At 73.4% G+C, this 23,091-nt stretch carries 19 protein-coding genes; 9 read left to right on the top strand and 10 right to left on the bottom strand.

Going from position 1 to position 23,091, the window contains the following annotated elements; translation table 11 throughout:
• Positions 1-11 precede the first annotated feature (11 nt).
• On the bottom strand, positions 12-1,463 hold the full coding sequence (locus ACIPWA_RS13880) for an acetyl-CoA C-acetyltransferase (protein ID WP_400291025.1): 1,452 nt from the start codon (positions 1,461-1,463) through the stop codon (positions 12-14).
• A gap of 331 nt (positions 1,464-1,794) precedes the next feature.
• Between ACIPWA_RS13880 and ACIPWA_RS13875 the strand changes: the two genes are divergently transcribed.
• The 3 genes from ACIPWA_RS13875 to ACIPWA_RS13865 all read left to right on the top strand — a co-directional run bounded on the left by ACIPWA_RS13875 (position 1,795) and on the right by ACIPWA_RS13865 (position 5,796).
• Positions 1,795-2,529: a TetR/AcrR family transcriptional regulator gene (locus ACIPWA_RS13875; protein WP_400291609.1), complete on the top strand. Its 735-nt coding sequence runs from the start codon at positions 1,795-1,797 to the stop codon at positions 2,527-2,529.
• 37 nt (positions 2,530-2,566) lie between these two features.
• Positions 2,567-4,753: an acyl-CoA dehydrogenase family protein gene (locus tag ACIPWA_RS13870; RefSeq protein WP_400291023.1), complete on the top strand. Its 2,187-nt coding sequence runs from the start codon at positions 2,567-2,569 to the stop codon at positions 4,751-4,753.
• A gap of 305 nt (positions 4,754-5,058) precedes the next feature.
• Positions 5,059-5,796 (top strand): GNAT family N-acetyltransferase, encoded by a 738-nt coding sequence (locus ACIPWA_RS13865; protein ID WP_400291022.1) that lies wholly within the window; start codon positions 5,059-5,061, stop codon positions 5,794-5,796.
• Positions 5,797-5,896: 100 nt separating this feature from the next.
• Here the strand turns inward: ACIPWA_RS13865 and ACIPWA_RS13860 are convergent, their stop codons facing one another.
• Positions 5,897-6,760, bottom strand: coding sequence for an aminoglycoside phosphotransferase family protein (locus ACIPWA_RS13860; protein ID WP_400291020.1), 864 nt, complete (start codon positions 6,758-6,760; stop codon positions 5,897-5,899).
• Between the two features lie 111 nt (positions 6,761-6,871).
• Positions 6,872-7,951 carry a DUF2599 domain-containing protein gene (locus tag ACIPWA_RS13855; protein WP_400291018.1) on the bottom strand — a complete coding sequence of 360 codons (1,080 nt, stop codon included), beginning with the start codon at positions 7,949-7,951 and terminating at the stop codon, positions 6,872-6,874.
• A gap of 244 nt (positions 7,952-8,195) precedes the next feature.
• Here ACIPWA_RS13855 and purL point away from each other — a divergent pair, with 244 nt between their 5' ends.
• Positions 8,196-10,571, top strand: a complete 2,376-nt coding sequence (gene purL, locus ACIPWA_RS13850; RefSeq protein WP_400291016.1) for a phosphoribosylformylglycinamidine synthase subunit PurL — start codon at positions 8,196-8,198, stop codon at positions 10,569-10,571.
• Positions 10,572-10,912: 341 nt separating this feature from the next.
• Here purL and ACIPWA_RS13845 read toward each other — a convergent pair whose 3' ends face one another.
• Positions 10,913-11,422 carry a hypothetical protein gene (locus tag ACIPWA_RS13845; RefSeq protein WP_400291015.1) on the bottom strand — a complete coding sequence of 170 codons (510 nt, stop codon included), beginning with the start codon at positions 11,420-11,422 and terminating at the stop codon, positions 10,913-10,915.
• Between the two features lie 287 nt (positions 11,423-11,709).
• Here ACIPWA_RS13845 and ACIPWA_RS13840 point away from each other — a divergent pair, with 287 nt between their 5' ends.
• From ACIPWA_RS13840 to ACIPWA_RS13825, 4 genes are all read left to right on the top strand, one after another.
• Positions 11,710-12,720 (top strand): endonuclease/exonuclease/phosphatase family protein, encoded by a 1,011-nt coding sequence (locus ACIPWA_RS13840; RefSeq protein ID WP_400291013.1) that lies wholly within the window; start codon positions 11,710-11,712, stop codon positions 12,718-12,720.
• Positions 12,717-13,721 (top strand): endonuclease/exonuclease/phosphatase family protein, encoded by a 1,005-nt coding sequence (locus ACIPWA_RS13835; RefSeq protein WP_400291011.1) that lies wholly within the window; start codon positions 12,717-12,719, stop codon positions 13,719-13,721. The genes ACIPWA_RS13840 and ACIPWA_RS13835 overlap by 4 nt, the downstream gene beginning before the upstream one ends.
• Before the next feature lie 9 nt (positions 13,722-13,730).
• A complete protein-coding gene (locus ACIPWA_RS13830) occupies positions 13,731-14,090 on the top strand; it encodes a hypothetical protein (protein WP_068626086.1) in 360 nt (119 codons plus the stop codon).
• A gap of 158 nt (positions 14,091-14,248) precedes the next feature.
• Positions 14,249-15,250, top strand: a complete 1,002-nt coding sequence (locus ACIPWA_RS13825; protein ID WP_400291009.1) for a hypothetical protein — start codon at positions 14,249-14,251, stop codon at positions 15,248-15,250.
• 172 nt (positions 15,251-15,422) lie between these two features.
• On the opposite strand, the gene ACIPWA_RS13820 is transcribed toward ACIPWA_RS13825, so the two are convergent.
• The 6 genes from ACIPWA_RS13820 to ACIPWA_RS13795 form a co-directional block, all read right to left on the bottom strand.
• Positions 15,423-15,641 (bottom strand): helix-hairpin-helix domain-containing protein, encoded by a 219-nt coding sequence (locus ACIPWA_RS13820; protein WP_400291008.1) that lies wholly within the window; start codon positions 15,639-15,641, stop codon positions 15,423-15,425.
• Between the two features lie 49 nt (positions 15,642-15,690).
• Positions 15,691-16,947 (bottom strand): MFS transporter, encoded by a 1,257-nt coding sequence (locus ACIPWA_RS13815; protein ID WP_400291006.1) that lies wholly within the window; start codon positions 16,945-16,947, stop codon positions 15,691-15,693.
• Positions 16,944-18,383 (bottom strand): LLM class flavin-dependent oxidoreductase, encoded by a 1,440-nt coding sequence (locus ACIPWA_RS13810; protein WP_400291004.1) that lies wholly within the window; start codon positions 18,381-18,383, stop codon positions 16,944-16,946. The genes ACIPWA_RS13815 and ACIPWA_RS13810 overlap by 4 nt, the downstream gene beginning before the upstream one ends.
• 94 nt (positions 18,384-18,477) lie before the next feature.
• Positions 18,478-19,380, bottom strand: coding sequence for an ABC transporter permease (locus tag ACIPWA_RS13805; protein ID WP_400291002.1), 903 nt, complete (start codon positions 19,378-19,380; stop codon positions 18,478-18,480).
• Positions 19,373-20,329 (bottom strand): ABC transporter ATP-binding protein, encoded by a 957-nt coding sequence (locus ACIPWA_RS13800; RefSeq protein WP_400291608.1) that lies wholly within the window; start codon positions 20,327-20,329, stop codon positions 19,373-19,375. Before ACIPWA_RS13800 ends, ACIPWA_RS13805 begins: the two co-directional genes overlap by 8 nt.
• Before the next feature lie 35 nt (positions 20,330-20,364).
• On the bottom strand, positions 20,365-21,465 hold the full coding sequence (locus ACIPWA_RS13795) for an ABC transporter substrate-binding protein (protein ID WP_400291001.1): 1,101 nt from the start codon (positions 21,463-21,465) through the stop codon (positions 20,365-20,367).
• 542 nt (positions 21,466-22,007) lie between these two features.
• Here ACIPWA_RS13795 and ACIPWA_RS13790 point away from each other — a divergent pair.
• Positions 22,008-22,985 (top strand): hypothetical protein, encoded by a 978-nt coding sequence (locus ACIPWA_RS13790; protein ID WP_400290999.1) that lies wholly within the window; start codon positions 22,008-22,010, stop codon positions 22,983-22,985.
• Positions 22,986-23,091: the final 106 nt, after the last annotated feature.

The raw sequence follows: 23,091 nt of genomic DNA, 5'->3' as shown, positions 1-23,091 counted from the left end.
GGCGGGGTCCCTCAGCTCTCGGTGCTCTGCGCGGGCGTGGTGGACAGGTCGTCGGCGCTCTCGAGGATCGCGGCGAGGCCCAGGCCTCCGGCCGCGCAGATCGAGATGAGCGCCCGTGCCGGGCGGCCCGTCTCCGCAGCCTTCTGCGCGACGAGCTTCGCGGCCGTGGCGACGATGCGACCGCCCGTCGCGGCGAACGGGTGCCCCGCGGCGAGCGACGAGCCGTTGACGTTGAGCCGCGAGCGGTCGATCGAGCCCAGGGCGCCGTCGAGGCCGAGCTCGGTGCGGCAGTAGTCGTCGTCCTCCCACGCGGCGAGCGTGGTCAGGACCGTCGAGGCGAAGGCCTCGTGGATCTCGTAGACGTCGAAGTCCGCGAGCGTGAGGCCGTTGCGGGCGAGCAGGCGGGGGACCGCGTGGGCAGGGGCCATGAGCAGGCCCTCGTGGCCGTGCACGTAGTCGACGGCCGCGGACTCGGCGTCGACCACGCGGGCCAGGACGGGCAGGTCGTGCTCTGCGGCCCACTCGCGCGAGCCGAGCAGGACGACCGAGGCGCCGTCGGTCAGAGGGGTCGAGTTGCCGGCGGTCATCGTGGGGCCCGTGGGCACTGCGGGCCCTCCTGCCGCGCCTGCCGCGGCCCCGTGCGTGGGCGCGCTCGGCGTGAGGTGCTTGCCGAACACGGGCTTGAGGGACGCGAGCTTCTCGGCCGACGAGTCGGCGCGCATGTTCTGGTCCTGCGTGAGGCCGCGGAACGGGGTCACGAGGTCGTCGAAGAACCCGGCCTGCCACGCGGCGGCGAGGTGCAGGTGGCTGTTCAGGGCGACCTCGTCCTGCGCCTCGCGCGTGATGCCCCACGCGGCGGTCGTGATCGCCTGGTGCTCGCCCATCGACAGGCCCGTGCGGGGCTCGCCCGTGCTGGGGGTCGACGGCGCCAGGTCGCTGGGGCGCACCGAGGCGAACGCCTTGAGGCGCGCGCCCAGGGTCTTGGCGTGGCTGGCCTTGAGCAGCGCCTTGCGCAGCCCCTCGCTGACGGCGATGGGGGCGTCGGACACCGTGTCGGAGCCGCCCGCGATGCCCGACTCGATCTGCCCGAGGCGGATCTTGTTGGACACCGTCACGACGGCCTCGAGGCCCGTGGCGCACGCCTGCTGCAGGTCGAACGCGGGGGTCTGCGGCGAGAGCGACGAGCCCAGGACCGACTCGCGGACCAGGTTGAAGTCGCGCGAGTGCTTGAGCACCGCACCGCCGACGACCTCGCCCAGGCGCTCGCCCTGGAGGCCGTAGCGGGCCACGAGCCCCTCGAGGGCGGCCGTGAACATGTCCTGGTTGCTGGCTCCCGTGTACTTCCCGCCGGCACGCGCGAACGGGATGCGGTTGCCGCCCAGGACGTAGGCGTCGCGGAGGGCCGGGGGCTGCTGGGCGGAGCTGGGTGTGGGGGTGGGCTGCTGCGTCTTCCGGATGGCCACTTCGGCTGCTCTCTCTCGCTTCGTTGCTGAGGGTCTCGGACCGCGGGCGCGATCCACGCGGTGTCCAAGACCCACAGTACCTGATACTCTCGGTATCGTGAGGCGGGTCACACCCTTCACTCCCTGTGCCCGGCGTTCCCGCCAGGGTAGGACGCCGTCGTGAGGACCACTCGCGGACCGACGGACGGACGACCAGGGACGACACCGACGTCGGGCACCTCTGGAGGACTGTGTGATCAACGGCGACACGAACGGCAGGACCGGGCGACCGCGGACCGCCGTGCTCCACCGTGCCCCTGGCCGCACCCCCGCACCTGCTCCCGCTCCCGTCGTGGACGGACGCTCGACCCGGTGGGACGACCACCGGGCGATCCGCCGCGCCGAGCTCGTGCACGCGGCGCGCAAGGCCGTCCACAAGGGCGGCCCCGGGGTGTCCATGGACGAGATCGCGGCGGCCTCGGGCACGTCCAAGTCGATCATCTACCGCTACTTCGAGGACAAGACCGGCCTGCAGATCGCGATCGGGGCCTCGGTCGTCGGTCAGATGCACGACGCCCTGACGCAGGCCGCGGAGTCCGCCGAGACGCCGCGCCGGGCGCTGCGCGCCATGGTCGGCGTCTACCTCGAGATGATCGCGAGCTCGCCCAACGTCTACTACTTCGTGACCCGTACGGGCGCGATCGCCGGCACCGACGGCACTGCGCGCACGGCCTCCGCGCCCCTCGCGGCGTTCCTCGACTCGGTGACCGAGCTGGTCGCCCAGCCCTTCACGCGCGCGGCCGACGTCACGCCCGCCGACGCCGCGGCCTGGGCCGCGGGCGCCGTCGGGTTCGTGCGGGGCGCGGGCGAGTGGTGGCTCGGCCACCACGACGACCCCGACACCCCCGACCGCGACGAGCTCACCGAGCGGGTCGCAGCCTGGCTGTGGGGCGGCCCCGTGGGCGTCATGGCCCGTGGTCGGGGCGCGACCGCCGCGGGCGACGCTGCACCCGCCGCTCGTGACGACGCCCCGGACGGCGTGGCCGCCCCGGACGGCGCCGCCGCCCCCTCCACCGACGACCTCTGATCCTTCTCATGGCTACCACCGGCACACAGGAGTCCCGATGACCACCACCTCTGACCGCACCGCCGCCCGCGACACCCAGCGGGGCGACGGCGCAGCGACCTCCACGTCCATCCCCGCCGCAGGCGTCACACCCCCGATGCCCGAGGGCGAGGTTCGCGTCGACGTGGCCGACCTCTCGCACCAGCTCCTGGGCCGCTGGGCCGACCTGCGCGCCAAGGCGCGCGCGACCGCGGGCGAGGAGCGCTTCCAACGCATCGAGGGGCTCTCGCTCACCGAGCACCGCGAGCGCGTCATGGACCAGGTCAAGCAGCTCGTCGAGATCGGGCAGGTGCACCGCGGGTTCCCGACGCGCCTCGGCGGGCAGGACGACGCCGGCGGCAACCTCGCCGGGTTCGAGGAGCTCGTCGCGGCGGACCCCTCGCTCCAGATCAAGGCGGGCGTCCAGTGGGGCCTGTTCGCCGCGGCGATCCTGCACCTCGGCACGCCCGAGCAGCAGGACCGCCTGCTCCCGGCCGCGATGGACGCCTCGGTGCCCGGTGCGTTCGCCATGACCGAGACGGGCCACGGCTCGGACGTCGCCTCGATCGCGACGACCGCGACGTTCGACCCGGCGACGCAGGAGTTCGTCGTCCACACCCCGTTCCGCGGGGCCTGGAAGGACTACCTCGGCAACGCGGCGGTCAACGGCACGGCGGCGGTCATCTTCGCGCAGCTCGTGACGAACGGCGTCAACCACGGCGTCCACGCGTTCTACGCGCCCATCCGTGAGACCACGCCCGACGGCGGCGCGGGGGCCTTTCTGCCCGGGGTCGGCGGGGAGGACGACGGGCTCAAGGGCGGGCTCAACGGGATCGACAACGGTCGCCTGCACTTCACGCACGTCCGGGTTCCGCGCGAGAACCTCCTGGCCCGCTACGGACAGGTCGCCGAGGACGGCACGTACACCTCGCCGATCGACAGCCCCGGGCGTCGCTTCTTCACGATGCTCGGCTCGCTCGTCCAGGGCCGCGTCTCGCTCGACGGCGCCGCGATCACCGCGTCGAAGCTGGGCCTCGCGACCGCGGTGACCTACGGCAACCAGCGCCGTCAGTTCAACGCGGCCTCGCCCGTCGACGAGGTCGTGATCCTCGACTACGGCACGCACCAGCGTCGCCTGATCCCGCGCATCGCGCAGACGTACGCGATGCACTTCGCGCACGACCGCCTGCTCGACCTGTTCGACCTGGTGTTCTCGGGCGAGAACGACACGCCCGAGTCGCGCGAGGACCTCGAGACCATGGCGGCCTCGCTCAAGCCGATGAGCACGTGGTTCGCGCTCGACACCCTCCAGGAGGCGCGCGAGGCCTGCGGCGGCGCGGGGTTCCTCACCGAGAACCGGATCACGAGCCTGCGCGCAGACATGGACGTGTACGTGACGTTCGAGGGCGACAACACCGTGCTGCTCCAGCTCGTCGCCAAGCGGCTCCTGGCCGACTACGGCAAGGAGTTCAAGGACATCTCGCCCGGGCAGATGGCCCGGTTCGTGGTCGAGCAGGCCGCCGACGCCGCGCTGCACCGCACACCGCTCAAGCGAGCCGCGCAGACCATCGCGGACGTGGGCGACCCGCGCCGTGCGGCCGGGCACCTCAAGGACGTCGGGAACCAGCGCGAGCTGCTGACGGACCGCGTCGAGACCATGGTCGCCGACGTCGCCGCGGCCCTGCGCCCCGCGCAGAAGGCCACCCCGGAGAAGGCCGCCGAACTCTTCAACGAGCACCAGTACGAGCTCATCGAGATGGCGAAGGCGCACGCCGACCTGCTGCACTGGGAGGCGTTCACGCAGGCCCTCGAGACCATCGAGGACGCGGGCACCCGCCAGGTCCTCACGTGGGTCCGCGACCTGTTCGGGCTCACGGTCATCGAGCGCAACCTCGCCTGGTACCTGATCAACGGGCGCCTGTCCGCGCAGCGTGCCCGCACGGTCACGGGCTACATCGACCGCCTCGTCGCACGCCTGCGCCCCCACGCCCAGGACCTGGTCGACGCCTGGGGCTACGGCCCCGAGCACCTGCGCGCCAAGATCGCGTCGGGGGCCGAGCAGGTGCGTCAGGACGAGGCCCGCGAGTACTACCGGCAGCTGCGGGCCAGCGGCGACGAGCCCGTGAGCGAGAAGTCGATCAAGGCGCGCGAGAAGGCCGCGGCCAAGGCGGCGGCACGGGGCGGGTCGAAGATCGCGAGGCGCTGACGGCACGCGGGGCTGGCTGTCCGTGCCGAGCACGAGGTTGCGGTCGTTGTCCGGTCGATAGTGGCCGCAACCTCGTGCTCGACCGCACGCAACCTCGTGCTCGACCAGCACGGCAGCACCGCACGAACGACCTCGGGGCACGGCGGAGCGGTACCGCCGCCGAGGGAGCCAGGGACCCGTGGGTCCGGCGTGACGACCACCAGCCGTCGCGCCGGGCCCGCGGGTCCCTTCGTGCGTCGTCGAAGGCACCGCGACCGGCGACGAATCCTGTTGACGCGCCCCGTGCACTCGGCCAGGCTGCACCGATGGCACCTGACCCCGCACCTGACCCGACGCGCGAACCCGCGACCGACGCCCCCGCCCAGACCGTGCGCCGCACCGAGCCCCCGTCGCGCACCGAGCTCTGGCCTCCGGCCGGGCTGCGCGTGGTCTCGGGGGACCTGGAGCTGCGTCACCTCGACGAGGACCTGCTCTTCCAGCTCGCGGCGATCGGTGGCGAGGGCATCCACGACGAGGGCTTCATGCCCTTCGCGTTCCCGTGGTCGCGCGGCTCGGCAGTCGAGGTCGGCCGCAGCATCCTGGCCTACCAGTGGGGCGCGGCGTCGCGGATCGCGCCCGCGTCCTGGGCGATCGAGCTGGCCGTGGTCCGCGACGGCGAGGTGCTGGGTGTCCAGGCCCTCACGGCGTCGGACTTCGCCGTGACACGCACGGCGGAGTCCGGCTCGTGGCTGGGGCGGCGGCACCAGGGGGCCGGCGTCGGCACGCTCGCGCGGCTCATGATCCTCGAGCTCCTCTTCACGGGGTTCGGGGCGCAGACCGCCACGACCTCGGCGTGGGAGGACAACGGCCCGTCGAACGGGGTCACGCGCAAGCTCGGCTACCGCCCCAACGGCACGGCGACGCTCGCCCGTGAGGGCAAGCCCGCGGTCGACGTCCGGTACCGACTCGACCGGGCGGACTGGGCGGCCCGCGGCGAGGCGTTGCGACCCGAGGTGACGCTGCACGGTGTCGGGCCGGTCTGGGAGATGCTGGGGATCGACTGAGCGGCCGAGCACGAGGTTCCGGTCGGTCGAGCACGAGGTTGCGGTCGGAATCCGCTGGACAGCGACCGCAACCTCGTGCTCGGCACCGAAGGCCGGCCCCTCAGCCGGCCACGAGCCCCGCGAGCACCGACCTGGCCTCGGCCTCGAACGCCGGGTCGTCGTGCGCGATCGACCACGCGATGATCGCGAGCGTCGAGAGCGCGACGTACGCGCGCAGCACGAGGCGATCCTCGTCGTCGGGCACGCGTCCGTAGCCCTCGAGGAACGCCGCCTCCAGGTCGGGGCGGCCCCGCCACTCGCGCATCGTGAGCTTCTGCAGGTCCACGGCCCACGGCGACGGCTCGCAGTGCGCGAAGTCGATCACCCGCACCCGCCCCTGCGCATCGACCAGCCAGTTGCGCGGACCGTAGTCGCGGTGCGCGGGCACGAGCCGCACGGACCGCACGCGGGCCACGGGCGCCGCGACCGCGCGCAGCCGCACCAGGTCCGCCGCGTCGACGAGCCCGGCGTGCGCGGAGATCTTCTCGTCGAGCTCGGCGAGGAGGCGCTCCCCGTACCCCTCGTCCAGTACGGCCGGGGCGCTCGCGTGCAGCCGCGCGAGCAGTGCCCCGGCCTGCCGGTGGACGTCCAGGTCGAGGGCCGCCGCACCGGCGGCGAGCGTCCCGGGCACATGCGTCATCATCAGCACGTGCGCGTCGACGTCGGCCGCGAGCAGCTGACCGGCGTCGTCCCCCAGCACAGGGACGTACCGCCGCAGGGCCTCGACCTCGCGCTCCACGTTGCGCGCCGAGCGCTCCCACTTCACGACGACGTCGCCCGCCCCGGTCCGCACGCGCGCCACGCGGGACTGGCCGTGGGGCCAGACCCATTCCTCGACGAGCCGGACCCCGCCACCTCCGGTCGAGGCGGACCAGGCCGCGGCCGCGTCGAGCAGGAGCGAGGTGGGAGGCAGGTCGGAGAGCATCCGCCGATGCTAGGGCGCCCTCGACGCCGAGCACGAGGTTGCGGTCGGTCGAGCACGAGGTTGCGGTCGGAATCCGCCGGACAACGACCGCAACCTCGTGCTCGGCAGCAGTCAGTCGGTCGGGTTGCAGCGCGCTGCGGCCGTCGCGAGGAACCCGACGTCGGGCCGCCACGGCTCGAGGTTCCACGTCTTCTTGTCGGTCGCACCCAGGGCGTGGCAGTCGAACTGGTCGCGCATGGTCGACGAGTCGGCCTCGGGCTCGCTCGCGACGAGCTGCGCCCACGCGGTCTCCTCGCCCACCAGGCCCGACTGCCGCGCCCACGGCGTCGGGTCCACCGCGAGCGAGCGCCCGCCCTCGCGGTTGCCCCAGGTCGCGCTGCGCACGCCCTGCGCGCCGAGCCAGGTCGTCACGGTCACGTCCTCGGGCGGGGCGCTCGCGGTGGTTCCCGCCGTGCCCGACGGCGTCGCGCCCACCGCCTTCACGCGCACCTCCGCGCGGGTCGGCGCCACGACCAGCACTCCTGCGCGGACAGCGGATCCGGACGGTTCCGTCGCCTCCGGCGCCGACAGGCCGCCGAGCGGCGTGCCCGCCGCGTCGAGCACGCTGATGCTGCCGTCGCCGTTGCGGAGCAGTGACCCGTCGGCGGGGGAGACGAGCTCGAGCGTCGCGGTGGTGGTCGAGTCGTCAGCCGTGCTGTCCGTCGTGCCGGTCGTGCCGGTCGTGGCGCCGTCGGCGCTGCTGTCGGAGGCGGCCCCGGTTCCGGCCCCCGGGATCGCGAGCCCGAACGAGACCCGGCTCGACCCGTCCTCGTCGGGCGTCACGGTGACCGGCGCGACGGGTGCGGACGTCGCCGGGTCGGCCCCTGCCGGATCGGCAGCGTCGCCCGCCGCAGCCGGCTCACCGGCATCCCCGTCGGCCCCGGCAGCCCCGCCCGGCGCAGCCCCGACCGGCACCGACAGCAGCAGCTCGATCCCGTCGGCCGTGAGCGTGCGCGTGGTCATGGCCGGCGCAGCGGGCTCGAGATCCGGGTCGTCCGGCGGCCCGTCAGAGGGGACCCCCGCGGACGGCGCGGGCGACCCGGGGGCGGGCGCGGCGCCGTCGGGCCCGGTGCAACCCACCAGCAGGCAGGCCACCAGCGCGGCCCCGACGAGGGCGAGGCGCGGACGGGGGCGGCGAACGGTCGAGGTCACCGTGCGAGGCTATCCCCGCCCGCAGGACCGGCCCCGCGCGCACCCGGCCCTCCTGGCCCGAGGGGAGCGCATCCGCCCAGCCCACGGGCCTGCCCGTGCCCCCACGGACGCGTTCGTGGACGCCCGACCGCACCGCGGCCAACCCCCGGTAAACTGGCCGCACCTGTGCAGCCCCGTGCCGGTCGCCTCCCCGATGACTCGCTCGTCGAAACGCGCTGGCTGGCACGCCACCCCGAGGGATTCGATGACCGCCCCCAGCAACGCCCCGACGCCCGCCGCCGCAGCGACCTCCGAGCACCGGCCGCACCTCGACACGGTCGAGCGCGCAGCCGCCACCCCCGACGAGGCGCAGCCCTTCGCGGAGCTCGGCCTCAAGCCGGACGAGTATCAGCGCATCCGCGACATCCTCGGGCGACGCCCCACGGCTGCCGAGCTCGCGATGTACTCCGTCATGTGGTCGGAGCACTGCTCCTACAAGTCGTCCAAGGTGCACCTGAGCACGTTCGGCAAGAAGACGACCGACGAGATGAAGAAGCACCTCCTCGTCGGTATCGGCGAGAACGCGGGCGTCGTCGACATCGGTGACGGCTGGGCCGTGACGTTCAAGGTCGAGTCCCACAACCACCCGAGCTTCGTCGAGCCCTACCAGGGCGCCGCGACGGGCGTCGGCGGGATCGTCCGCGACATCATCTCGATGGGCGCGCGCCCCGTGGCCGTCATGGACCAGCTGCGCTTCGGCGCGGTCGACCACCCGGACACGGCGCGCGTCGTGCACGGCGTCGTGTCGGGCGTCGGCGGCTACGGCAACTCGCTCGGCCTGCCGAACATCGGCGGCGAGCTCGTCTTCGACTCCTCGTACCAGGGCAACCCCCTCGTCAACGCACTGTGCATCGGCGTGCTGCGCCACGAGGACATCCACCTCGCCAACGCCTCGGGCGTGGGCAACAAGGTCGTCCTGTTCGGTGCGCGCACCGGCGGCGACGGTATCGGTGGCGCCTCGATCCTCGCGTCCGAGACCTTCGAGGACGGCGTGCCCGCCAAGCGCCCCTCGGTCCAGGTCGGCGACCCCTTCATGGAGAAGGTCCTCATCGAGTGCTGCCTCGAGCTCTACGCGGCACGCGTCGTCGAGGGCATCCAGGACCTCGGCGCGGCCGGCATCTCGTGCGCCACGTCGGAGCTGGCGTCCAACGGTGACGGCGGCATGCACGTCGAGCTCGACTCGGTCCTGCTGCGCGACCCGTCGCTCAACGCGGGCGAGATCCTCATGTCGGAGTCGCAGGAGCGCATGATGGCCGTCGTCGCTCCCGACAAGCTCGACGAGTTCCTCGCGATCACGGGCAAGTGGGACGTCGAGACCTCGGTCATCGGCGAGGTCACCGGCACCGGTCGCCTCACGATCGACCACCAGGGCGAGCGCATCGTGGACGTGGACCCCAAGTCCGTGGCGCACGAGGGCCCCACCTACCACCGCCCCTACGCGCGCCCCACGTGGATGGACGGCCTCAACGCGGACACCGTGGTTGCCGCCGCGCTAGCCCGTCCCGAGACGGCCGACGAGCTCCGCGCAACCGCGCTGCGCCTGCTCGGCTCGCCCAACCTCGCGTCCAAGGAGTGGGTCACCAACCAGTACGACCGCTTCGTCCAGGGCAACACGGCCCTCGCCCAGCCCGACGACGGCGGCGTGATCCGCGTCGACGAGACCACGGGCCTCGGGGTCGCGCTCGCGACCGACGCCAACGGCCGCTACGCCAAGCTCGACCCGCGCACGGGCGCCCAGCTCGCGCTCGCCGAGGCGTACCGCAACGTCGCCACGACCGGCGCGCGCCCGCTCGCCATCACCGACTGCCTCAACTTCGGCTCGCCCGAGGACCCCGACTCCATGTGGCAGCTCGTCGAGGCCATCGAGGGCCTGGCCGACGCGTGCCAGACGCTCGGCGTCCCCGTCACGGGCGGCAACGTCTCGCTCTACAACGGCACGGGTGAGCCCGGGCAGATCGACTCGTCGATCCACCCGACGCCCGTCGTCGGCGTCCTCGGCGTGCTCGACGACGTCGCGCACGCCACCGGGTCCGGCTGGCGCGAGGCGGGGGAGGCCATCTACCTCCTCGGCACGACCCGCGCCGAGGTCGACGGCTCCGCGTGGGCCGACGTCGTCCACCAGCACCTCGGCGGCGTTCCCCCGCAGCTCGACCTCGCGGCCGAGCGCGCCCTGGCCGAGGTCCTCGTCAACGCGAGCCGCGACCACCTGGTCTCCGCCGCGCACGACCTCTCCGAGGGTGGCCTCGTCCAGGGCCTGCTCGAGGCGTCGCTGCGCTTCGGGACCGGCGCCAAGGTGTCGATCGACGCCCTCGCGACCCGCGACGGCGTCACGCCGTTCGAGGCGCTGTTCTCCGAGTCCACGGCCCGCGCGCTCGTCGCCGTGCCGCGCAGCGAGGAGACCAAGCTGGTCGACGCGTGCGTCGCCCGCGGTGTGCCCGTCCTCAAGATCGGCGTGACCGGCACCGAGCCGGCCGAGGTCGCCGAGACCGGTGAGTCGCTCGAGATCGAGGGCATCTTCACGATCCCGCTGAGCGAGGCCGACCAGGTCTTCCGCGCGACGCTGCCGGGGATCTTCGGCTAGTCGTCAGGCCCGAGGGGCGAGTGCGCGGTCTTCTGTCCGCGCGCTCGTCCCTCGCGCGTTCCCGCCGGGCCCGACCCGGCGGCGCGCACTCGTTCCTCTGCGCTGCCTCCCGCTGGTCCCCGGGGTGACGTGCGCTGGGACTCAGCAGGTCTCGCGAGATGCGGCCAACGGGGGTCCAGAACGGTTCTCGACCCCCGTTGGCCGCATCTCGCGACGCGAACCCTTCTGCCGTCCGCTGCACCTCGCAGGGTCGCGCTCTGGGGCTCAGCAGGGCGGGCGGGTGCGGCGGCCCCCGATCCGGGCGAACGACCGATCTGACGTCGGGCCGGGAGTGCCGCAGATCAGCCAGGATCCTCCAGCAGTGCTCGAGCCATGTGGCGGACGTGGGCGTCGAGGGCCGCTGATTCCTCGGCGTGGGTAGGAGCCCCGTTCCCGAAGTGCTCTCTCATGTCGTCGAGCTCCTCGTACTCCCACAGCGCGCCGACGAATAGCTCGTGCTCGTCCGAGTCGCGAGCTCCGCGGTTCGAGAACGCCCACTCCGTGAGCTCGCGGGGCGTCGTGCGCCCGTCGAGCACCTTCCGTGCCTGGGTCCTCAGGACGTAGAGGTTCAGGGCGTCGTCGCCGACCGGAAGGTCGAGCCCCAGCTCAGCCACGACGTCCTCGGCCACCAGGCGGAGGAGCTCGTTCGGGGTGTCCGGGTAGAGGCCCGCGAGGTCGCGCAGGGCCGGCGAGTCGAGTCCTGCGACGAGCGCCTCGCAGGCCGCGTCCACGACGTCCTGCCCCTGCGTGTGGTCCTTCCACGCCCAGATGACGAGGGCATCGAGCAGTGCGTCACGTGCTTCGTCCGACATCTCGCCGAGCCTAGGGGCACGGTTCGGCGCGGACGAGCGAATACTCGGGGCATCGTGCCCCGGGGGGTGTTCGCGAGATGCGGCCAACGGGGGTCTTGGACGGTTCTCGACCCCCGTTGGCCGCATCTCGCTGCGAAACCCTCGCGGTCGGCCCGACGCGCCACCCGCGTCGAACCCCTCGCCGTGAGTGCCCGTTCACAGGATCCCTCCGCGGGCTGCACCGGGCTCCCGCATCGAGAGCGGCAGACCGGCCCAGAACTGCCCGAACCGGTCGATAGGGTCGCTCCATGCATGGGAGAACCGGGGCCACCACCGCCCCCGCAGCCCGACGTCGCCCCGGTGGGCGCGCCGTCGGGCTGGTGCTGTGGGTCGTGGGCGGGCTGGTCCTGGCCATGACGCTCGTGCGCGCCGTCCCGTACGACGGCGTCACGCCCCTCGCGCAGGTCGTCGGCGTCACGCCGTGGGTCGTCCCGCTCGCGCTGTTAGTTGCCGCGACGGCCCTGGCCCTGCGCCGCCGGCTGCTCGCGATCCTGTGCGCGGTCGCGCTGACGACGCAGGTCGCGTGGATCGCGCCTTTCTTCGTGCCCGGGCAGGGCATCGCACGCGGCATCGAGGCAGACGCCCGGGGCACGCTGCGGGTCCTGACGGTCAACGCGTACTTCGGGCAGGCGGACGCCGCCGCGGTCGTGCAGATGGTCCACGAGCAGGACGCCGACGTGCTCGCGGTCGTCGAGCTCACGGCCGACTTCCACGACCGCCTCGAAGCCGCAGGGATCGAGGCGGTCATGCCGCACCACCTCGACGCCAAGGTGGGCACCGGTTCGCCCGGGAGCGGCCTGTGGAGCAGGGCAGCGCTGACCGACCCCGACACGACAGAGTGGAGCACGTTCGCCATGCCCGCAGCCACGGTCGACGTGGACGGCACGCCCGTGCGCGTGACCGCCGTCCATCCGGTCCCGCCGCTTCCCGAGATCACGGGCGTGTGGCACCAGGAGATGGGCGACCTCGCCCGTCGTGCCCACGACGAGCCCCTGCCCCAGGTGCTGCTGGGTGACTTCAACTCGACGTACGACCACGCGTCGTTCCGAGCGGTCCTGGGCGACCGGTTCCACGATGCGACGCGCACGGCCGGGCACGGCCTGAACCTGTCGTGGCCCGTGGGGGAGCGGGTCCCGACGTTCCTCGACCTCGACCACGTCGTGGTCGACGAGGGCATGCGGGTCGACGACCTCACGTCGCTCGCGGTCCCCGGCTCCGACCACCGCGCGCTCGCGGTCACGGTGCAGGTCGTCCCGTGAGCGCCCCGGCACGCGCGGCAGCGCGCACGCCGTCGCGGACGCGTCGCGTGGGCGGCGTCGTGTGGACGGTCCTGCTGTCGTTGTGCCTCGTCGGGGTGGGCGCGCTCACGCTCGCGCGCGCCCTGGGGGTCGACGACGTCACTCCCCTCGCGCAGCTCGTGTCCTTCACGCCGTGGGTCGCCCTCGCGGCGCTCGTGGTGCTGCTGCTCTCGTTGAGCCGGCGGCGGTGGGTGCTCAGTGCGATCGCGGGGGTTCTCGTCGTCGCGCACGCGGTGTGGCTCGTGCCGTTCTTCGTGCCGGGCCCGGGCATCGCGCCCGGGGCGGACGGGACCTTGCGCGTCATGGCGACCAACGTCCTCTACGGGCGTGCCGACGCGCGGGCGGTGGTCGAGGCCGTCCGGGAGCAGCAGGTCGAGCTGCTGAGCGTGGTCGAGCTGAGCGAGGAGTTCGAGGCCGACCTGGTGGCCGCCGGGATCGAGGACGTGCTGCCGTACTCGTGGACCGCGATCCACCCGACCGAGGGGGCCGCGGGCAGCGGGCTGTGGAGCGCGACCCCGCTGACCGACGAGCGTGAGGGCGTGGCGAGCCGTTTCCACCAGCCGAGCGCCGTCGTCGGGCTGGACGGGACCTCGGTGCGCGTCACGGCCGTCCATCCGCACCCGCCCACACCCGGGGACGTCGACCTGTGGACGGACGACCTCGCGCTGCTGCGCGACGCGGCGCACGGCGACCCCATGCCGCAGATCCTGCTCGGAGACTTCAACGCGACCTACGACCACTCGGCGTTCCGCGACCTCCTGGGCGGACGCTTCGCCGACGCGACCCGCCTCGCGGGGCAGGGCGTGAGCCTCTCGTGGCCCTCCGACCGGCGCTACCCGCCGCTCGCCGACCTGGACCACGTGGTCGTCGACCGGGGCATGCGGGTCGACGACGTGGGCACGGTCGAGATCCCCGGCACGGATCACCTCGCCATCCTGGCGACCGTGCAGGTCAGGCCGTAGGTTGGTGCCATGAGCGCCGACGAGACCGCCACCACGTACGAGTCGCAGCTGCGCGACCTCCTCGCCCAGCGCATGGACGCAGGTCGCGCGCTCGCCGAGCGGGCCGAGCAGGTCGCCGCTGCCCGCGCCCAGCTCGACGCGGCCGAGCGTGCCTACGCCGCGACCTTCTCCGAGGCGCTCGCCGCAGGCTGGACCGAGGCCGAGCTGCGCAAGGTCTTCAAGTCGCTCGGCGTCGCCGTGCCGACGCGCCCGCGCCGCAGCAAGAGCACGGGCGTCAAGGCGCAGCCCCCGGTGCCCAAGCCCCCCGTGGTCTCGGCGCTTGCGCGCCGGCACGACGACACGGAGGTCATCCAGGTCGTCAGCGCCTGAGCGCTCGAGCGACTCCGGCGGGCCGGAGGCGCCACCGGGCGCCGGGCGGTCCCCGCGTCGCACCCTGCGTGCTGGCCTTCCCGTGCCCGACGGCGTCGCTCGCCGTCGCGGTCCGGCTACGCTTCTCGCCGACCCCGGCTCACGTGAGGACCCCCTAGATGGCGCTGTTCGGTTCGCTGTTCCGCAAGAAGAAGTCCGACCCGTCCTCGTGGGACGAGCTGTGGACGGTGCTCGCTCCGTACGGTGGGCGCGTGACGCCGTCGAGCACCGAGACGTGGCTCCGGGCCGCGGCGACCATGGACCCCAAGGTGCTCGCGAAGGCCAAGGACCAGCTCGAGCGGGCCTACGACCTGCTCGACACCGAGGCCGTGGCGCGTTTCGCCGGGGAGATCCCGTTCACCGGACCGGACCGTCCGTTCGCGCGCCGTCGCTTCCTGCGGACGGTCGACGCCGTGATCGTCGCCGGCCCGGAGGCCGTCGCGCGCGTCGCGGCGGACCCCTCGTACCTGCGGTCGTACGACTCCTCGCCCGCCGTCGCGCCCTACGAGACCCCTGACCCCGAGGGGTACCTGAGCGACCGGTGGGACGTCGAGAGGTGGAAGGACCCGCTCCACCGCATGGTCTGGAAGGACGTGCTCGTGAGCCTGAGCACGCGGCGCCAGAAGGCATGGCCGAGCGTCGCGGACGACTCCGCCGCGCAGATGTTCCACCTCGACCCCGAGTACGGGTGGATCGACGTCGACGCGTCGTCGATCGCCGCGGAGCAGGGAGCGCCGGTCGAGGCTCGCGACGGGTGGACCGGAGCCGGCATCGAGGCGAGCAAGCGGCTCTACGCGGCCCTCGGGAGCCCTCTCGAACGACCTGACGTGCTGGGGCTCGTCGCGGTCGTCGTGCTGTCGCAGGCCGAGTGGGACGACGAGGCGGAGGACGGGGACGAGGTGCGCGCCGGCGTCCTGAACATCGGGATCGACAGGTCCGCGACCGAGCTCGACATCGCGCTCTCGGACGAGGAGTGCGCGGTCACGGACCAGGACGAGCGCGTCGCGCTCCTCGTCGGCCGTGCGGCGCACGCGCTCCTCGTGTTCGACCTGCCGTTCACCGGTTCCCAGGCCGCGGCGCTCGGTGAGCTGGCGCGTTCTCGGGAGAGCCAGGGGCGCTGAGGTCCTCGCGTCGGGCGCGCCGTGGGAGTGAGCGTGCCGGGAAGGTTCGGCTGGGCGGGACCTGGTCCTGCTCAGCGAACGCACGTTCGGCCCAGCCGAACCTGCTCGGCAGACAGCCCACCCCGCCGGAGCGGTTCGTCCGCTCGTCCGGACCGAGCGCCTGACGACCGGCTCAGCCCTCCCGGAACCCCGATCCCCGCTCGGCGAGCTCCTCGCCCAGGATGCGGATCGCCCGGGGCCCGACCCCGTGGATCGCGAGCAGCTCCTTGGCCGTCGCGCGTGTGAGTTCCTCGTAGCGGGTGTACCCGTGGTGGGCGAGCTCGCGTGTCGCAACCTTGCCGATGCGTGGCGTGAGGTCGCTGGGCGGGACGGCAGCACGGTCCTCGGTCATGGGCTCGGTCCTCTCTCGGTCCGTCCGCCGGCGCGGCGCGCCTCCAGGATCACCGGGGGACGGCCTCGTCCGCCAGCGGGGGAGGCGCGACCAGCAGCGCCGTCGGCCGGGGCCACGGCGCCCACACGGGCACGTACCGCCAGAGCACCGCGCCACCCGCGGCCGACGCCGCCCCGACCACGAGCGCGGCGGCCCCGAGCGGGGCCACGAGCGCCGTGCCCGCGACGACGAGGGGACCTGCGAAGGCCCCCGCGTCGTGCATGAGCCGCCACGCCCCGAAGAACTCGGCGCGCTGGGCGGGCGGCGCGACGTCGGCCCCGAGCGTCATGATGACGCCGTTGCTCAGCCCGTTCCCGAGCCCCAGGACCAGGGCGACGACGGTCAACGACGCGACGCCGCCCGCCCACGGCAGCGCGAGATAGCCCGCGGCCAGGACCAGCAGCGACGGGACCGCGAGCGCGCGCCGGCCGAACCGGTCCATGAGGTAGCCCGCGGGGATCGAGACCGCGACGTCGAGCGCCGCGCTGGCCCCGAAGACCAGGCTCGTGGTCGCGGCGTCGACGCCCAGGACGTCGGCCCACAGGGGAAGGACCACGGTGCGGGCAGTGCGCGAGAGCCCCATGAGCGCGGCCCCCAGGCCGAGCGTGCGCAGCAGCCGGTGGTGCTCGACCACCACGCGCCACAGCCCCGCCTCCCGCGTGCCCGCGTCGCCGGGCGAGCCGGACGCCCGGGGTGAGCGTCCGACGTCGGGCACGCGGCCCATGAGGACCGCCGTGACGCACACGGCCACGAGCTGGACCGCGAACCCTCCGCGCGTCCCGACAGCCACGATCGCCGCCGCGCCGAGGATCGGCCCCACGAAGAACCCGACGCGCATCATGGCTGCGACCGTCGACATGACGCGCGCGCGGCGCGCGAACGGGACGGCCTCGGCCAGGTACGTCTGGCGCGCGAGGCCCCACACGGCCTGGGACAGCCCCGCGAGGAACACCCCCACCGCGAGCGAGGCCACCGACCACGAGACCAGGCACAGCGCCACGCCGACCACGGCCACGACGCCCGCCCCGATGATCGAGCGTCGCTCCCCGAACCGGGAGACGAGCCGCCCCGCGGGCAGGTCGCCGATCAGCTGGCCCAGCCCGGCGAGCGCCACGACCAGTCCTGCGGCGCCGAGCGACGCGCCGTGCTCGCGCGCCGCGAGCGCGACGACCGGTGCCGCCGCGCCCTGGGCCACGCCCCAGACCCCGGCGGGGACGTGGACGGTCCAGGCCAGCCGGACAGGCGGGGCGCTCGTGCCCGTGCTCACGCCAGGACCGGCTCCGCGGTCCGGGCCTCCTCCTGCCCGACGGCGTCGCTCGCCTCGTCCGTGCCGCTCGCGTCGCGGAGGGCGGGGGCCGGGTCCGCAGCAGGCGACGCGTACTGGCTCGCGGGGCGCTCGAGCCCGAGGTGGTCGCGCAGCGTGGTGCCCTCGTACTCCGTACGGAACAGGCCGCGCTCGCGCAGGATCGGCACGACGTGGTCGGCGAAGTCGTCCAGGCCGCCCGGCAGGTACGGCGGCATGACGTTGAAGCCGTCGGCGGCGCCCTGCGTGAACCACTCCTCGATCGTGTCGGCGACCTGCTCGGGCGTGCCCGCGACGACGCGGTGGCCGCGCGCCCCGGCGAGGCGGTGGAGCAGGCCGCGGACCGTGGGCTGCTCGCGCTCGACGATGCCCGCGACGACCTGGAGACGGCTGCGCGAGTTGTCGGTCACGTCGCCCGCGTCCGCGAACAGCTCGGCCGGGACGGGACCGTCGAGCTGCGCGTGGTCGAGGCGGACGCCCGTGAGCTTCTCGAGCTGGCGCAGCCCGTACTCGGGGACCGTGAGCTCGTTGAACTCGCGCTCGAGCGCCCTCGCCTCGTCCTCGGTCGAGGCGATGAACGGGCTGATGCCCGGGAGGATCTTGACCGCGTCGCGCGACCGGCCCAGGGCCTCGGCACCCGCCTTGATGTCGGCGTAGAACGCCTGGGCGTCGGCCAGACGCTGGTGGGCCGTGAAGATCGCCTCGGCGTAGCGGCTCGCGAACGCGCGCCCCTCGTTCGAGGCGCCCGCCTGGACCAGGACCGGGTGGCCCTGGGGCGAGCGCGCCGCGTTGAACGCGCCCTCGACGCGCAGGTGCTTGCCGCGGAAGGCCACGTCGTGGATCTTCGCGGGGTCGGCGTAGCGGCCCGACGCGCGGTCGATCAGGACCGCGTCGTCCTCCCAGCTGTCCCAGAGCCGGGTGACGACCTCGACGAACTCGGCCGCCCGCGCGTACCGCTCGACGTGGTCCGGGTGGGAGTCGAGGCCGAAGTTGCGGGCCGCGTCCTCGGAGGCCGTGGTCACGATGTTCCACCCGGCCCGCCCGTTGCTCAGGTGGTCGAGCGTCGAGAAGAGGCGCGCCAGGTTGTACGGGTCGTAGAACGTGGTCGAGGCCGTCGCGACGAGGCCGATCCGCTCGGTCGCGGCCGCGATCGACGCGAGCGTCAGGAGCGGTTCGAGGCGGCCGACGCTGTTGAACTCGACGCCGTCGTGCAGGACGGGGCCGTCGGCGAAGAAGACCGCGTCGAACGTCGCGGCCTCGGCCGTGCGGGCGAGCTCGGTGTAGAAGTCGGCCGTGAAGATGCGCTCGGGCTGGGTGTCCGGGTGGCGCCAGGCCGCCTCGTGGTGGCCGGCCGGGTGGATGAAGAGGTTCAGGCTGAGCTGACGGGGTGGGCGGGTCATGGTGCGTCCTCTGGTCGTGGGTGTGGGTGTGGGTGACGGGTCGGGAGGTCGGTCGTGGCGGGGGCCGGGGCCGCCCAGGACGGGCGGCCCCGGCTCACGTGGTGCGCCAGCGCGAGAAGTGCCGCTCGAGGCTCACGAGCACCGCGTTGATCGAGACGCCGACGAGCGAGATCGCGATGATCCCGGCGTACATGTTCGTGATCTGGAAGTTGAACTGGGCGTAGGTGATGAGGTAGCCGAGGCCGGCCTTGGCGCCGACCATCTCGGCCGCGATGAGCACGAGGATCGAGCTCGTCCCGGCCATGCGGATCCCCGTGAAGATCGTGGGGACCGCGGCGGGCAGCACGACCTTCTGGAACAGCCGGACGGGCGGCAGCCCGAGCGACCGGGCGGACTTCACCAGCAGGGGGTCGACGGTGCGGACCCCCGCGATCGTGTTGAGCAGGATGGGGAAGAAGCACGCGTAGACGACGAGCGTGATCTTGGACGTCTCGCCGATCCCCAGGACGAGGATGAACACAGGGAGCAGGGCCAGGGCGGCAGTGTTGCGGAACAGCTCGAGGAACGGGCCGAGGAACTGCGCGACGCTCGCCCACCAGCCGATCGTGATCCCCAGCGGGATCGCGAGCAGCACCGCGATCGAGAAGCCGATGCCGGCCCGGGTCAGGCTCGTCCCGACGTGCTTGCCGAGCTCGCCGCTCGTGAGCAGCCCCCAGAAGGACTCGAGGACCGCGCTGAGCGGCGGCAGGAAGACCCGGTCGACGAGCCCGACGCGCGGCGCGACCTCCCAGATCGCCAGGAAGATCACGATCGCGGCCGAGGCCCGCAGGACCCGTGCCCCGACGCCGCGCAGGCGGGCCGCGAGCGAGGGCGTCGGGTCCTGGTCGGCCGTGAGCGCCTGGCGGCGTCCCAGCGTGGGCGGGTCCGCGAACGCGACGGTGTCCTCGGCCGGGGGCACCGGGGCCACGCGGGCCGGTGTGGTCGCGGTGCTAGACATGGGCGTCCTCCTGGGTTCCTGCGGCGGCGCCCTGCGCCTGGGTGGGCGAGCCGTGGAGCGCGCTCCACACCTCGTGCCGGTACCGGCCGAACAGGGCCGAGGAACGGACGTCCCCTCCGGTGTCGTCGGCGGAGTGGTCCGCCGGGCCGTCGTCCGTCCGGCTGGCGTCCCCGGACGGACCCGCGTCGCCGGCCCCCGCGAGGTCCACGTCGATCACGGTCTGCAGGCGACCGGGGCGGGGTGTCATGACCGCGACGCGCTGGCCCAGGTACACCGACTCCTCGATGCCGTGCGTGATGAAGACGATCGTCTTGCCCGTGGTGCGCCAGATGCGCAGCAGCTCGTCCTGGAGCGACTCGCGCGTCTGCGCGTCGAGAGCCGCGAACGGCTCGTCCATGAGGAGCACCTCAGGGTCGAACGCGAGGCTGCGAGCGATCGCGACCCGCTGCTTCATGCCGCCCGAGAGCTCGTGCGGGTACCGGTCCGCGAAGGCCGTGAGGCCCACGAGGTCCAGGTACTCGTCGGCGACGCGGGCGCGTGCGCCCCGCCCGACGCCCTTGGCCTCGAGCCCGAACTCGACGTTCGCGCGGGCCGACCGCCAGGGCAGCAGCGCGTACTGCTGGAAGACCACGCCGCGGTCCAGCCCGGGGCCGGTCACGGGGGAGCCGTCGAGGAGGATCCGGCCCGACGTCGGCTCGGTGAGCCCACCCAGCAGGTCCAGGAGCGTCGACTTGCCGCAGCCCGAGGGTCCGACGACCGTCAGGAACTCGCCCGCCCGGACGTCGAGCGTGAAGTCCTCGACGGCCGTGAAGCGCTTGCGGGCGCCGCGGCCACCGGCCGCGTCGCGCACGATGAACTCCTTGCGCACGTGCTCGAGGCGGAGCTTGGGCGTCGAGCCCGGGAAGTCCGTCGCGGCCGCAGAGCCCGTCGCGCTGGGCCGGGCGGTCAGGGCCGTCGCTGCCGACACTGCCGCCACCGCGCCGCTCACGGCGACACCTCGACGGGCTCGCCGTCGGGGCCGGCGTCCTGCGGGTAGGTCCCGTTCGCGTACGGGTTGTCGTCGTTGGTGTAGATGTCCTCAGGAGAGAACTGGCCCTCCTCGAGCTCGCCCTCGCGGACGAGCCAGTCGATCCAGGTCGAGATCTCCTCCTCGACGATCACACCGCCCGGGGCCGTGATGCTCGCGGACTTCCAGTAGGGGACCAGGTCGGTGGTCTCACCGCGCCCGCGCCCCTCGATGATGGACGTGAACCGGGCACGGACCTCCTCGACCGGGGTGACCTGCGACCACCGGATGGCCCGCGCAGTGCCCTGGACGAAGTCCTCGACCACCTCGGGGTTCTGCGCGATGTACTCGTCGCGGAAGATGTACGTGCCGTAGCTGAAGTCGCCGAACAGCGAGAGCTCGCTGAACAGCGGCGTGATCCCGCCGCGTTCGAGGGCCTTGTCCTGGAAGACGCGGGACAGTGCGACGACGTCGACCTGCCCCTCGCGCAGCACCTGCTCGGCGTTGACGGGCGGGACCACGATGAGCTCGACCTGGTCGATCTCGTCCGCGGTCAGCCCGCCCCGCGTGAGCCACTCGCGGATGACGAACTCGCTCTGCGCTCCCAGCGTGTTGACGCCGATCGACTTGCCGATCAGGTCCTTGGGCTCGGTCAGCGGGCTCCCCTCGAGCGTGTAGAAGCCGCCGTACGAGAGCTCGTCCGAGCCGTAGTAGGAGATGACCGACGTGATGGGCGAGCCCGACGCCTTGAGCTTGACGATCGCCCCGTTGAACGCACCGCCGAAGTCGGTCGAGCCCGTCGCGGCGGCCTGGATGCTCTGCGGGCCACCCGTCGAGTCGCCGACCCACTCGAGCTCGACCTTCTCGTAGTAGCCGAGGTCCGCCGCGAGCTCGGGGAACGTCACCTGGCCGACCGAGCCGTCGTAGCGCAGGACGGTCCGGCCCGACTCGCCGACGACCGCCTCCTCGGCGCTCGCAGCCGAGCAGGCCACGAGCGCGGTCGCGAGGCCGACGGTCACGGCAGCCCGCAGGGTGGTGCGAACGAGCCGACGGGCATGGGGTCTGAGGGTGCGGGGCATGGGAGCTCCAGGGATTCGGGTACGGGAGCCGACCGGTCGTGGGTACGCCGGCGGCAGGGAGGGAAGCGAGACGCTCGGTGCGTGAGGCCGCATGCGGGGGCGAGAGGCCTGCAGCGGCACGGCGTGAGCGGGATGGTGAAGGTGCGAGGTGCGCGGATCAACCGGTCGTCAGCGCGAGCTGCGGCCGGGCCGGGGCGGGGCTATCGACAGAGACAGCCCGCGACGAGACGCAGGTCGACGGCGCGGCGCACCACGAGGCGCACCGGTGTCCCGGGGTGCTCGTGGGTGCTGACGTCGAAGCGCATGGCGGTGATCCTGTCGGCCCGCGCGGGCACGGCACAAGCCCCCATCCGGCCTCCGAGACGATGTTTCGCCCGGTTTCTCCCGGTAAACGATGCCCGACGGCGGCACGCGCCGCGGCCGGGTGGGCGGGGGCGGGGCGTCGGTAGGGTCGCGCGGACGGCCGGCTGCGGAGGGCGTGCGGGCCGAGTTCCGAGGACCGCTACGCTCGGCGGACCAACCCGACGAACGACGGAGCTCCGATGTCCTTGCTCGCCACCCTCTTCGGCCGAGCCTCCGCCGACCCGTCGCGCTGGACGGACCTGTGGGAGGTGCTCGCTCCGTACGGTGGGCGCGTGACGCCGTCGGGCATCGAGTCCTGGGAACGGGCCTCCGGCCCGATGGGCGCCGCCGTGCTGCGCACGGCGGACAAGCAGCTCGCCGAGGCGTACGTGCTGCTCGACACCGAGGCGCACGCGCGTGCCCTGGGCTACACCGCGCCCGACGCCCCGTTCGCCCGGCGCCGCTTCGTGCGCACCCTGGACTCCGTGATCGTCGCAGGCCCCGAGGCCGTCTCGCGCGTGGCTGCGGACCCCACGGCCCTGCGGTCCTACGACACCGTCCCGGTGCGCGAGCCCTACTCCGAGCCCGTGGTGCCCGTCGAGACGCTCGCCACCCGGATCGCCGGCGCCGTGGCGCGGAAGGGAGTGCGCTACGCCTCGTGCAACGAGTACGTCGGAGTTCTCGACCGGAGGCGTGGCAAGCAGTGGCCGAGCAGACCCGCGAGCATGGGCTGGCGCGACCCTGAGATCGGGTGGGTCCACGTCGACGCGAGCATGCTGTGCGCGAAGGACGGTCCGGAGAGCGAGGACGGCCCGCAGAGCTGGTACGCCGCCGGGTCGTTCGCTGCCGGCCGCATCTTCCGCGCGCTGCACGAGGTCGCGGGCGACGGTTTCGGGGAGCAGCGGCCCCGGCACCTGCGGGACGTCCAGGTCGAGATCGACCCGATCGGCGACGAGGGGCCCGACGACTCCGACCCGCAGGACGGCACGCCGTGGATCGACGACGAGAGCGTCTGCCTGACGAGCTTCGTGCACCCCGAGGACGCCCGGATCGAGGAGTTCGACGCCCGGGTCGAGCTGCTCACCCGGCACGCCGCAGGTGCCCTCGTGCAGCGAGCCGTGGGATTCCCTCCGGCCGAGCTCGCGATCCTCCAGCGGGTCGCGGTGAGCGGCGGCTGACGTGAACCGACCCGGCGTGGGCCACGGTCGAGGAGATCACGCGAGCGACCTGACCCCCTCGATCGTGTCTGCCTCGGCCGCGGTCTTGTCGTCGCGGTAGCGCAGC

It is taken from the genome of Oerskovia enterophila (assembly GCF_044748475.1).
GTDB classification, from domain to species: Bacteria; Actinomycetota; Actinomycetes; order Actinomycetales; family Cellulomonadaceae; genus Oerskovia; species Oerskovia enterophila.
The sequence above is the reverse complement of the archived record's forward strand: the minus strand, read 5'-3'. Positions and strand labels throughout refer to the sequence as shown.